We start from the raw sequence: 12,578 nt of genomic DNA on the forward strand, positions 1-12,578 counted from the left end.
CATCCCTCGTTAATTAAAATGGAATTTAAAATAATCAATCAAGTTCAATTATCTAGTAAGAAATTTTATGAGATATTTTTACCTTGTTTGTTTATAATAATAGGTTTATTCGGTGCATTTAATCATGCACTTTGGAGAGATGAGATGCAAGGATGGCTGGTAGCTTGGCAAAGCGATACTTTGATAGATTTATGGAGAAATAACGCACCATCTGGGCATCCTATCCTCTGGTCACTATTAGTTTATTTTACGAAAAATATTACTGGTACACCGATAAGTATGCAACTTTTGCATTGGGTTTTAGGTAGTTTAGCAATTTTACTTTTTTGGAGATTTAGCCCTTTTAGTTTATTGACTAAATCTTTATTTACTTTTGGATATTTCCCTTTTTGGGAATATTACTTTGTATGTCGTCATTATGTAATTGCAGAATTAATAATATTTATTTTTTGTTCTATTTATCATTTAAAACAAAAAACCTATATTCCATTTGCTTTATGTATTGGCCTTTTGGCTAATACACAAGCTTATTCCTGGTCATTAGCATTTGCAATTGGAATGACTCTTGTATTTGATTGGTTTGTAAACCCTATTCAAAGAGAAAATTATATGAGAAATAAAAAATGGATTTATGATTTGATTTCAAGTGCCGCTATTTCTTTCGTTTTATTGTGTTTTGGAGCTTTTAGTCTTTTCCAAGTAAAAGATTCCATTAAATTAGTTTCTTCCGTAATCGATTTTCGTCATTTTTTAAGAGTAATAGGACAGCTTTTTGGTGGGTATGTACTTATTATCCCTGATTCAAGTAGGTTTTTGGATCTAATTATCTGTGCCTTAATTACTTTGTTTTTACTGGTAAGTACAACTACTTTTATTAAACATTATCCCCAGGCTTTGATTTATTTTTTTAGTGGTTTAGTTTTTTTATTTCTTTTTAACTATTTTTTATATTTTGGTATTGGATCAAGACATTATGGATATTACTTCCTTTTGATTATCTCATCAGTCTGGTTATCACAATCTAATCAAGAGCAACAATTTAACTCTTCAAGTAATCAAAATCTTTTTACTAAGGGTAATTTATTGTATTTCCCAAGGTTGCTAACTTTTTGTTTAACCATTCATATGGTTGTTGGTGTGCATATGGTCTTAAATGATTTTCTTTTGCCTTATTCAGGTGGAAAGGCAACCGCTGAATATATACAAGATAAAGGATGGCAGGATTTCCCAATATTTGCTACGAGAGATGTTGAAGTGGCGACTGTATCAGGATACCTTTCTAGAGAATTCTATTTGCCTGAGTTGAATGGATTAGGTAGTTATGCAAAGTGGGCTAATAGGGTTAAATTAGAAAGAAATAAGACACTAGATGCAGTTCAAGTTTATTTAGATAAATTCCCCAATGTAAATAAATTATTATTACTTTTAAGTAAGGAATCAGCTATTAGTAATCTGGAGCCAGGTGAATCTCTTTATTTTGATGAATTTAGTGTAATTGCCGATTCTAAATTTGAAAATTCTTTTCATGATTCAGAGAGATTCTACTTGTATTGGGTTGAAAGGATTATTGATTAATTTTGTAGATGTTAGGTATAATTTATTATCAGATAATTCTTATGTATAAGCTTTTCCCTGATAGGTTTTAATGAAATGACTCTAGTTATTGAGAGTTTGGATTTAACCTTATCCAAGAGAAATATTGTAAAAGACGTCACTTTGAATGTTAATCGTGGTGAGGTGGTTGGTCTTTTGGGCCCAAATGGCGCAGGTAAGACAAGTACTTTTAATATGATTGTGGGGTTGATTAAGCCAAACAAAGGCAATATTTACTTGGAGGGAAAGAGTATAAAAAACTTCTCAATGACAAAAAGAGTTCAATTTGGTATTGGCTATTTACCCCAAGAACCAAGTGTTTTCAGAAACCTTACAGTTTTTGAGAATTTGGATATTGCTCTTTCTCAATCTAACTTATCAATATCTTTGCATAGGAAAAAACGTGAAGAATTGATCGAGGAATTTAATTTAGTATCTTTTCTTTATCGTTTTGGCCATCAACTTTCAGGTGGAGAAAGACGCAGATGTGAAGTAGCCAGAGCTTTAGCTGTAGGAAGATTAGGTCCCAAATACTTACTTTTAGATGAGCCTTTTGCGGGAGTAGATCCTATTGCTATTAATGATCTACAGAATTTAATTGGGAAATTAAAAAACAAAAATATAGGAATATTAATTACTGATCACAATGTTAGAGCAACGTTGGCGATAACAAACCGCTCTTATATTCTTAACAAAGGGGAAATCCTTGCTGATGGATCTTCTGAAAAGCTCAAGAGGAATCAAGTAGTAAAAGAGAATTATCTTGGCAATTCATTTGAATAATTACTATGCTAAAAAAAACATTTTTTTTAACTAGATTTCATAACTTATTAGAAAGAAAGTTGAAAGTAATTCCGTTGTTAGATAGATGGATTTTTTTTGAATTATTACCACCTTTGTTTTTTTCGATTGCTGCTTTTACTGTTGTTTCTCTTTCTTTAGGAGTTATTTTCGATCTAATAAGGAAAATAGTTGAGATTGGGCTTCCGATATCTATTGCTATTAAGATTTTAATGCTAAGGCTCCCTAGCTTTATTGTTATATCTTTTCCAATGGCTATGCTACTTTCAACATTGTTAGCTTATGGAAGTCTAAATGATAATAGTGAAATTAAGGCTTTAAAAAGTATTGGTATTTCAATTTATAGACTTGTATTGCCAGGATTAATTCTATCAATATTTATGTCATATATGACTTTTGTATTTAATAACAATATTGTTCCAATTGCAAATAAAAATGCTGAAATAGTCTTGTCTAATTCTTTAGGAAGATCTTTTGCGAATGAACAGGGAGAGGATATTATTTTTTCAAAAAAAGGCGAAATTATAGATCCATATTCAAGCTACAAGAAAAGAGGAGTTACTCATCTTTTTTATGCTAGGAGGTTTTTTGACGGACAGATGTTGGATGTCACAGTAATTGATTTCTCTAAACGAGGTTTTACTCAAATGCTTAAGGCGAAAAAAGGAATCTGGAATCGTGACAAAAAAAATTGGGAATTTTTTGAGGGAAATATTTTGACTTTAATTCCTGATGGTAGTAACACAAGAACTAAATTTATGAGCTTTTTGTATCCATTAGGCGCTGAACTTACAAATATTGCACAATTGCCTAAAGATGCTAATGACATGAACCTTGGAGAGGCTAATACTGCCATGAAGCTATATCAAAGAAGTGGCAATATTAAAGAGGCAAGAAAAATGAGGGTAAGAATTCAAGAAAAATTTACTTTGCCAATTGCTTGCACGGTTTTTGCTTTGATCGGCTGTAGCTTTGGGGTAATGCAAAAGAGTGGAGGAGGCAGGAGTCAAAGTTTTGGATTAAGTATTATTTTGATACTTATTTATTACATCCTAAGTTTTAGTTTTAGCTCACTAGGAGTCAAAGGAATAATAAATCCTTTCCTGGCTGCTTGGGCCCCTGTTTTTTTGTCTATGCTAGGAGGAGGTTTTTTGTTAAAACAAGCAAGCAAATGATCTGGTCATTATCAAAACCTAGTAGCTTTTATAAATGCTTGATTTTCTTCTAAATATTTTTTCTTTTGATCCTGTTATTCTGCTCGGATTTATAGCTTTCTTTTCTTTATTAATAGCTTTGCCTATTTCTTTTTGGTCAGTTGCTGGGAGCAGTAATTCTACCAAATCTAAATTTTTAGTTGCAGTAGCAAATCTTTTTCTAACTAGTCAATTGATACTTAGATGGTGGCAGTCAGGACATTTTCCAATTAGTAATCTCTATGAATCACTTTGCTTTTTGACTTGGGGTTGTACGTTGACTCAACTTTTTGTCGAAAGGTCATGGAAGTCTCCAATTGTCTCTGCGGTTGCGACTCCTATCTCATTGCTTTCAATAGGTTTTGCTAGCTTTGTTTTGCCAGAGAATTTGCAATCTTCGGCTCCTTTAGTTCCAGCACTACGTTCTAGTTGGTTGGTAATGCATGTCAGTGTAATTATGTGTTCATACGCGGCATTACTAGTAGGTTCGATTTTGTCTTTTGGTGTATTTCTTGTTGACTGGAATAAGCAATTTAATATGCGAAATAGCTCTTTTGGGTCGGGTTCATTTAGGAAAAGTTCTGAATTATATTTAAATGACAAAAATGAGAACTTAAATTCAATACACCCGGTTGAATTTACAAATGCTGAGCAACTTGATTCTTTAAGTTACAGATCTATAACTGCTGGATTTTTATTACTTACAGTTGGTCTTATTAGTGGTGCTGTTTGGGCTAACGAGGCTTGGGGTAGTTGGTGGAGTTGGGATCCTAAAGAGACTTGGGCTTTAATATGTTGGTTGGTCTACGCTGCTTATTTGCATACAAGAATAACAAAAGGATGGGAGGGAAAAAAGCCTGCATTGGTTGCTATTGCAGGCTTTTTTGTTATTATTATTTGCTATATTGGAGTCAATCTTCTAGGGGTCGGCTTGCACAGCTATGGCTGGTTCTTTGATGCGTAGTGGTTGATAATTACTTAATTATTTTTCTAAGATTATTCCATTTTGTGCATCATTCGCAACTTTTCTTAGAGCATCACATCCTTCTTTGAGTGTTGGATAAGCAAACATACCACTACCTGCAATAAAACAATTTGCCCCTGCAGCGCAGCATTGAGATAATGACCAATCTGCTTTTATACCTCCATCAACTTCTATATCTACGTTGAATCCATTTTCTAAAATCATTTTTCTTAATTGAGTTATTTTGTTGAGCATTGTTGGTATGTAAGCTTGTCCACCAAATCCAGGATTAACTGTCATTACTAATACGTGATCAACCATGTCAAGAACATCCTTCACCATATCCATCGGAGTATGAGGATTAAGTGCTACTGAGGGTGATCCTCCTAGTTGACGAATTTTTCCAAGGATTCGATGAAGATGAACATTTGCTTCAGCATGAGCAATTACAACCCCTGGCTCTCCGTTTGCACCCTTACTTGCTTCTACATATCCCTCAAGCATCGTTTCACAATTGTATTGACTAACCATTAGCTGAGTCTCAAATGGAACTTTGCAATATTTTCGGCAGGCGGAGATCATATCTGGTCCGAATGTGAGATTTGGAACAAAGTTTCCATCCATTACATCAAATTGAATTCTGTCTACACCTGCTAATTCAAGGTCTTTTACGCATTGCCCCATATTTGCCCAGTCTGCTGGCAGGACCGAAGGGATTATTTGAACTGGACGGTGCTCAGAAAAAATTGCTGACGAAATGGATTGGATCATTGTTTTTGTCTTTTGGCGAAGATTCTATTAATTCATGGTCCCAAGTTCTAGTGTGACCATGCACTGATACAGTAATTATTGCTTATCAACAGATAATAAGTTTTTTGTGAGTACTTTTTTCTGAGCATTTTTCAATGCCCTCAATTACTTACAATATTGTCTGCCTTAAGGCGTAAATTTCTTTACCTAGCTGCAAAAAGTGGATCGTACTCTCGTCCAAGAAATTCTTGAAGTAGTTGAGCAAGCTGCAATTGCTTCGGCTCAATTGACTGGTTTGGGTCAAAAAGATGAGGCTGATGCCGCAGCCGTTGAGGCAATGCGAAAGAGAATGGGAACCATTCAGATGCAAGGAAGGATCGTTATTGGAGAAGGAGAAAGAGATGAAGCTCCGATGCTTTACATAGGTGAAGAAGTTGGATCAGGCTCAGGCCCTGGAGTTGATTTCGCTGTAGATCCTTGCGAAGGAACAAATTTATGTGCAAACAGCCAACGTGGATCGATGGCTGTTTTGGCGGCCTCAGATAGGGGTGGTTTGTTTAATGCTCCAGATTTTTATATGAATAAATTAGCTGCTCCTCCAGCAGCTAAGGGGAAAGTTGATATCAGGAAAACTCCTACAGAAAACATAAGAATCTTGAGTGATTGCCTTGGTATCGCAATAAGCGATTTAACTATTGTTGTTATGGATAGAGCTAGGCACAAAAATTTAGTTTCCGAGATCAGGTCTACTGGTGCCAGGATTCAGCCCATCTCTGATGGAGATGTCCAGGCAGCCATAGCATGTGGATTTGAGGGGACTGGCACGCATTGTTTGATGGGTATTGGTGCTGCTCCTGAGGGGGTTATTTCAGCGGCAGCAATGAGAGCGCTTGGTGGGCATTTTCAGGGGCAACTTGTTTATGATCCTGCAATAGCTCAAACATCAGAATGGGCAGACTATACAAAAGAGGGAAATATAAAAAGATTGAACGAAATGGGCATAACTGATATTGACAAGATCTATGAAGCAAATGAACTTGCCTCAGGAGAAAATGTTGCTTTTGCTGGTAGTGGAATCACAGATGGATTGCTTTTTGATGGAGTTAAATTTGAAAAAGATTACATCAGAACTAGTAGTCTTGTGATTAGTACGCTTGATCAAACAGCAAGATTTACCAATACAGTTCACATCAAAGATGGTGCTCAAAGCATCTCTTTGAAGTGAGATTTAAGTAAATGATCTAAGGGGCTATTTATGCATATTGCTGTCGTCGGTCTTAGCCATCGCACGGCCCCAGTCGAAGTGCGTGAAAAGCTAAGTATCCCAGAAGAACTAATCGAAAAATCATTTGATAATTTAAAGAAAATTGATCAAATACTAGAAGTTTCTATCTTGAGCACATGCAACAGACTTGAAATTTATAGCTTAGTTAAGGACCCGAAATTGGGAATAGAAGCAATTAAATCTTTTCTTCTAGAATTTTCGGGTCTTGAAGATGAAATTCTTTCACCACATTTATTTAACTTTGTCCAAGAGAAAGCTGTTTCTCATGTGATGAAGGTCTCTGCCGGTTTGGATAGTTTGGTTTTAGGAGAGGGACAAATTCTTTCTCAGGTAAAGAAAATGGTCCGACTTGGCCAAGACCATCAAAGTTTAGGTCCTATTTTGAATAGATTATTAACACAGGCTGTTAGTACTGGTAAAAGAGTAAGAAGCGAAACAAATCTAGGCACTGGAGCAGTTTCTATAAGTTCTGCGGCTGTAGAACTAGCCCAGTTAAAACTTGGGCAAGCACATGGAAGAGATCAATTAATGAGTTTAGAAACTGAAAAGGTTGCAGTTGTTGGAGCCGGAAGAATGAGCCGTTTATTGCTTCAGCATCTCCAATCAAAAGGATGTTGTTCCCTGACTCTTCTAAATAGAACAAAAAAAAGGGCTGAGGAGCTATCAGCAGCATTTCCCGATATTCAAATTGATTGTCAATTAATAGATCAACTTGATACTTGTCTTTCTCTAAGTACACTTGTTTTTACTAGTACAGCTGCTAATGAGCCAATTATTGATGCTGAGAAATTGACTAAAATTGATAGAAAACCTTTGCTCAGACTTATTGATATAGGAGTTCCAAGAAATATTTCTTCTGATGCAAAATCAGTTTCTGGGATTGAATCTCATGATGTAGATGACCTTCAAGAAGTGGTTTCAAGAAATCAAGAAGCAAGACAAAAGCTCGCTTTAGAAGCAGAAGGATTGATAGATGAGGAATGTCGTATCTTCCTAGAATGGTGGGATTCTTTAGCTGCTGTACCTACTATTAACTGCCTTAGATCTGGTTTGGAGTCAATCAGAAAAGAAGAACTTCAGAAGGCATTAAGCCGAATGGGTCCTGATTTCTCCGCTAGAGAACGAAAAGTTGTTGAGGCATTAAGCAAGGGTATTATTAACAAAATACTTCATACTCCCGTAACCAAATTAAGAGCACCTCAATCAAGGAGTGATCGTAGAGATTCTCTTGACGTGATTGAAAAACTTTTTAATCTTGATGTTTCTAGTTCTTTAAACAAGCCCAAAAACAACTGATATTGTTATTTACTTTTGAAATTTTTACTACATATCACTTTTTACTAGATTAATGAGCACTCTATCCAGTAGGTTTGCTCCGAATAGCCGATTAATAGTGCCTTCATGAAGAGAGTACTTGCCATCATTCTTGGCGGTGGGAAAGGATCACGCCTATATCCATTAACAAAAATGAGAGCAAAACCCGCCGTCCCACTAGCGGGTAAATATCGACTAATAGATATTCCCATAAGTAATTGCATTAATTCGGACATCAGTAAAATGTATGTTCTTACGCAATTCAATAGTGCATCACTTAACAGGCATATTGCACAGACTTATAATCTTAGCGGACCTTTTGGTCAAGGTTTTGTTGAAGTTTTAGCAGCTCAGCAAACACCCGAAACACCATCTTGGTTTGAGGGTACTGCTGATGCTGTTAGAAAATATCAATGGCTTTTTCAAGAGTGGGATGTTGATGAATATTTGATTCTTTCTGGAGATCAGCTTTATCGAATGGATTACAGCTTATTTGTTGAACAGCATAGAAAAACAGGAGCTGATTTAACTGTTGCAGCTTTGCCAGTTGACTCCGCGCAAGCTGAGGCATTTGGTTTGATGCGTACTGATGAATCTGGAAATATTAAAGAATTTCGTGAAAAACCAACTGGTGATTCATTGAAAGCAATGGCTGTAGATACTTCAAGGTTTGGATTGGAAAAAACGGAGGCAAAGGAAAAACCTTATTTGGCTTCTATGGGAATATATGTTTTTAGTCGTGCCACCCTTTTTGATTTGTTAAATAAATTTCCTTCTTATACAGATTTTGGAAAAGAAATTATTCCGGAGGCTTTAGGTAGAGGAGACAAACTTAAAAGTTATGTTTTTAATGATTACTGGGAAGATATAGGAACTATTGGTGCATTCTTTGAATCGAATTTAGCTTTAACACAGCAGCCAACCCCGCCATTTAGTTTTTATGATGAGAAGTTCCCTATTTATACAAGGCCAAGATATTTGCCACCTTCAAAAATTGTAGATACCCAAATAACCGATTCAATAGTTTCTGAGGGATCAATACTTAAATCATGTAGTATTCACCACTGTGTCTTGGGAGTAAGGAGTCGTATTGAAAGTGACGTTGTGCTAAATGAAACTCTGGTAATGGGCTCTGATTTTTATGAGTCTTATGAAGAGAGAATAGCTTTACGAAATGGGGGGGGGATCCCCCTAGGTGTAGGACAAGGAACAACTGTTAAAAGAGCAATTCTCGATAAAAACGCTCGAATAGGTGACAATGTGACAATAGTCAATAAAGACAACGTTGAAGAAGCTGATCGGGCAGATCAAGGTTTTTATATTCGTAATGGAATTGTTGTTATCGTTAAAAATGCAACAATTCCAGATGGAACCATAATTTGATTTTTATTTAATGTCCTAGAAATTCAATATGCCTAATCTTTAACATTCTATCGTCAAATTTTTTTTTAAAGAATCCTTCATCCCTGACATTAAGCTCTTTAATGCAGCGAAATGATTCCACAGTCGTCACACTAACTCAAGTAGAAATTTATTAACTTAATGACCAAGGCACATTTTGGATTAGTCGGTCTTGGAGTAATGGGTGAGAACCTTGTCCTGAATGCAGAGCGAAATGGTTTTTCTAGTGTGGTCTATAACCGTACTTATCAAAAAACTGAAGATTTTCTTCGAGGTAGAGGTTTAAATAAATCAATTCAAGGAGCGAAGGATCTTCAAGAATTTGTATCAAAACTGGAACGTCCCAGGAGGGTATTAATGATGGTCAAAGCGGGTGGAGCTACTGATGCTGTCATTAATCAAATTTCGCCTTTCCTCGAGGAAGGTGATTTACTCATTGATGGTGGAAATGCCCAATTTATGGATACCGAAAGAAGAGTAAAAGAACTTGAGAGCAAGAGTTTTGGATATATCGGGATGGGTGTTTCAGGTGGAGCAAAAGGAGCATTGGAAGGACCTAGTATGATGCCTGGTGGGACAAAGACTTCTTACGACGCAATAGAGAGTTTGTTGAACAAAATGGCGGCTCAGGTTGACGATGGGGCTTGCGTGACTTATATCGGCCCAGGGGGCTCAGGACATTTTGTCAAGACAGTTCACAATGGAATTGAATATGGTATCGAACAGATTTTGGCTGAGGCATATGACTTGATGAAGAGAGTATGTGGTATGAACGGTGATGAGATGGCATCTGTTATGGGCTATTGGAATAAAACCGAAGAACTTTCCTCCTATCTTGTTGAAATTACTGAGGCCTGTTTACGAGTTAAGGATCCGGAAGACAGTTCCGATCTTGTTGAAAAGATAATGGATAAGGCGGGTCAAAAAGGTACTGGCTTATGGACAGTCGTTAGCGCACTTGAACTTGGAGCTTCTGTGCCAACTATCTATGCCTCTTTGAATGGAAGGGTTATGAGCTCGATGAAAGATCAACGAAATTATGCGGAAACAATTTTGATTGGGAATAAGCCTTCTTTTGTTGATTTTGGAAAGCCTTCTGATGGCATGCCTTTGCTAATGGATTCAGTTGTATTGGCTACAATTGCGAGCTATGCACAAGGAATGGACATTTTACGACTCGCTTCTGATGAATATGATTACGATCTTGATATGCCCTCCATAGCTCAAATATGGAAAGGTGGTTGCATAATAAGATCTACCCTTTTGAGTCGTATACAGGTTGCATTTAAAAAGGATCCTAAGTTAAGCAATCTTATTCTAGATAGTTGGTTTGCTGATCAGGTGAATAATCGTCTCTCTGGTTTAACACAGGTGGTTTCTGCGGCTGCTAATGCGGGTATTCCGGTGCCTTGTCTTAGTAGTACACTTGATTATTTAAACAGTTTTAGAACTTCTAGGCTCCCTCAGAACTTGGTCCAGGCTATGAGAGACTGCTTTGGTTCCCATACCTATGAGCGTGTAGACAAAGCGGGATCTTTCCATACTGAATGGATTGACTGATATCAATGACTAAATATGAAATCCAAGTTTCAGTAGACAAAAGCGCTCTTGCTCTTGCCGCTTCTGATTTGATTGCTCAGTTCATTGACTCAACCTTGAAAAATAAAACTAGGGCTAAAATTGCTCTTTGTGGCGGATCCACCCCAAAAGCTGCTTATTCTTTATTAGGTAAAAAAAATATTGATTGGAAGAAAGTCGATTTGTTTCTCGGAGATGAAAGATGGGTTGACAGTGTATCGCAAGATAGTAATTGCTTTTTATTGAATAATTCATTGTTTATAGAAGGTAATCCTTCTCTAGAGGCATCATTTTTTAGTGTCTCAACTGTTGAATTAGCCACGCCTGAAGATAGCGCTAAAGATTATGAAAAGATTTTAAAAAACAATTTTGATGAGTATCCACCAAAATTTGATTTGATTTTATTGGGCTTGGGAGATGATGGTCATACAGCCTCCCTCTTCCCTGGCTCGGATGCATTGTTTGAAAGAGATAGCTTGATAACTGTTGGCGAAGGTAAAGGTCATAAAAGAATTACCTTTACCAGTAAATTGCTCAGTTCAGCAAATAATGTTGTCTTCCTAATCAGCGGATCTGCCAAACAAACGGCTCTTAAGCGTCTGCTTGATCAGTCAGAATCATGGGAACGTACTCCTGCAAAATTAGTCGCACCACATTCTGAAATTATTATTTTGGCTGATAAAGATGCTTGCCCATCTTTCTAGGTAGATTGTTATATGAGTAGAGAAGTACTTTAAAATTGATTTCTGATTTACCACCGACTGAAATTTCAATAACTCCTCTCATACAGGGTTCAGAATTTTCAGATTGGAAATCTCTGAATGACACAATTATGGGTGGATCAAGTCTTGCAAATTGTCGTTCATCAGATAAAGGCTTATTTCTTGAGGGGAACTTGGTTGAAGAGGGAGGAGGCTTTGTTAGTTGCCGCTCTCCAATTTTTGAGAAACCTTTTGATCTTTCCAAATATTCTGGATTAATTCTTAATGTTGAAGGAGAAGGGAGAACGTTGAAACTTGCGATTGCTTGTGAAAAGAAACCTTTATCACTATCAAATTTTTTAAAAGGTGATATCCGCTGGGTTGCATCAATACCTACAAAGAAAAATGGAGCTAGTACAGTTAAAATACCTTTCAAAGATTTGGAACCGGCTCGTCGAGCAAAGCCTGTTCGACTACCTCTTATTTTTGATTCAACATGTATTAATCGATTTCAAATACTTCATTCAAAATTTGGACAGCCAGGCAAAATGAACTCAGGATTTTTTGCTGGTCCTATCAAAGTCTTAATTAAGTCAATTAGTGCATACTCCTGATTTGAAAGATAGCTTGATATCTGAAGTCGCCAAAGCGGCAGACCTTTGCATGAAGCCGTATGTTCATTCTGTCTTTTTAGAAAATCAATTAAATGATGATAATGAGCTTGATGAATTGATTTTTAAAATTCAATGTAGAAATATAGACGGCGAAAGAGAAGAATCTATGGATATTGAACTTGAAGTGTATAAAAGCGGTAATGAGGTAAATATGACTATTGCTTGGAAATCTCAAATTGATAGGCCAATTCTATGGCAAGGTAAACATGCTATTTGGATGGACAGTTCTTCTGGTGTTCAATGCGAAACGCCTTCATATGGAAAACTTTTTGAGGCCCTTGCAAGAAGACTTAGGACGGTTTTTAAGACTTCATTGACTTGAAC

Annotated in this window: 12 protein-coding genes; 11 read left to right on the forward strand and 1 reads right to left on the reverse strand. The window is 36.4% G+C overall.

Annotation, left to right across the window (positions count from 1 at the left end; all coding sequences use genetic code 11):
- Positions 1-18: 18 nt before the first annotated feature.
- The 4 genes from AC6EIW_RS00890 to ccsB all read left to right on the forward strand — a co-directional run bounded on the left by AC6EIW_RS00890 (position 19) and on the right by ccsB (position 4,551).
- Positions 19-1,575, forward strand: coding sequence for a hypothetical protein (locus AC6EIW_RS00890; RefSeq protein ID WP_498520762.1), 1,557 nt, complete (start codon positions 19-21; stop codon positions 1,573-1,575).
- A gap of 75 nt (positions 1,576-1,650) precedes the next feature.
- A complete protein-coding gene (lptB, locus tag AC6EIW_RS00895) occupies positions 1,651-2,376 on the forward strand; it encodes an LPS export ABC transporter ATP-binding protein (protein ID WP_498520763.1) in 726 nt (241 codons plus the stop codon).
- A 5-nt stretch (positions 2,377-2,381) separates the two neighbouring features.
- Positions 2,382-3,569 carry an LptF/LptG family permease gene (locus AC6EIW_RS00900; protein WP_498520764.1) on the forward strand — a complete coding sequence of 396 codons (1,188 nt, stop codon included), beginning with the start codon at positions 2,382-2,384 and terminating at the stop codon, positions 3,567-3,569.
- Positions 3,570-3,603: 34 nt separating this feature from the next.
- The gene (ccsB, locus tag AC6EIW_RS00905; RefSeq protein ID WP_498520765.1) at positions 3,604-4,551 is read left to right on the forward strand and encodes a c-type cytochrome biogenesis protein CcsB; all 948 of its coding nucleotides are present in this window, start codon (positions 3,604-3,606) and stop codon (positions 4,549-4,551) included.
- An 18-nt stretch (positions 4,552-4,569) separates the two neighbouring features.
- Here ccsB and rpe read toward each other — a convergent pair whose 3' ends face one another.
- The gene (gene rpe / locus AC6EIW_RS00910; RefSeq protein WP_498520766.1) at positions 4,570-5,322 is read right to left on the reverse strand and encodes a ribulose-phosphate 3-epimerase; all 753 of its coding nucleotides are present in this window, start codon (positions 5,320-5,322) and stop codon (positions 4,570-4,572) included.
- Between the two features lie 199 nt (positions 5,323-5,521).
- On the opposite strand from rpe, the gene glpX reads away from it, so the two are divergent.
- From glpX to AC6EIW_RS00945, 7 genes are all read left to right on the forward strand, one after another.
- Positions 5,522-6,526: a class II fructose-bisphosphatase gene (gene glpX, locus AC6EIW_RS00915; protein ID WP_498520767.1), complete on the forward strand. Its 1,005-nt coding sequence runs from the start codon at positions 5,522-5,524 to the stop codon at positions 6,524-6,526.
- Between the two features lie 30 nt (positions 6,527-6,556).
- Positions 6,557-7,882 (forward strand): glutamyl-tRNA reductase, encoded by a 1,326-nt coding sequence (locus AC6EIW_RS00920; protein ID WP_498520768.1) that lies wholly within the window; start codon positions 6,557-6,559, stop codon positions 7,880-7,882.
- A gap of 105 nt (positions 7,883-7,987) precedes the next feature.
- Positions 7,988-9,283, forward strand: a complete 1,296-nt coding sequence (locus AC6EIW_RS00925) for a glucose-1-phosphate adenylyltransferase (protein WP_498520769.1) — start codon at positions 7,988-7,990, stop codon at positions 9,281-9,283.
- A gap of 159 nt (positions 9,284-9,442) precedes the next feature.
- Complete coding sequence (gene gnd, locus AC6EIW_RS00930; protein WP_498520770.1) at positions 9,443-10,861, forward strand: NADP-dependent phosphogluconate dehydrogenase; 1,419 nt, start codon at positions 9,443-9,445, stop codon at positions 10,859-10,861.
- Between the two features lie 5 nt (positions 10,862-10,866).
- Positions 10,867-11,583, forward strand: a complete 717-nt coding sequence (gene pgl / locus AC6EIW_RS00935; protein WP_498520771.1) for a 6-phosphogluconolactonase — start codon at positions 10,867-10,869, stop codon at positions 11,581-11,583.
- A 35-nt stretch (positions 11,584-11,618) separates the two neighbouring features.
- Positions 11,619-12,194 (forward strand): CIA30 family protein, encoded by a 576-nt coding sequence (locus tag AC6EIW_RS00940; protein WP_498520772.1) that lies wholly within the window; start codon positions 11,619-11,621, stop codon positions 12,192-12,194.
- Complete coding sequence (locus tag AC6EIW_RS00945; protein ID WP_498520773.1) at positions 12,181-12,576, forward strand: DUF8659 family protein; 396 nt, start codon at positions 12,181-12,183, stop codon at positions 12,574-12,576. Before AC6EIW_RS00940 ends, AC6EIW_RS00945 begins: the two co-directional genes overlap by 14 nt.
- Positions 12,577-12,578 lie beyond the last annotated feature (2 nt).

The organism is Prochlorococcus sp. MIT2308, from assembly GCF_059772345.1.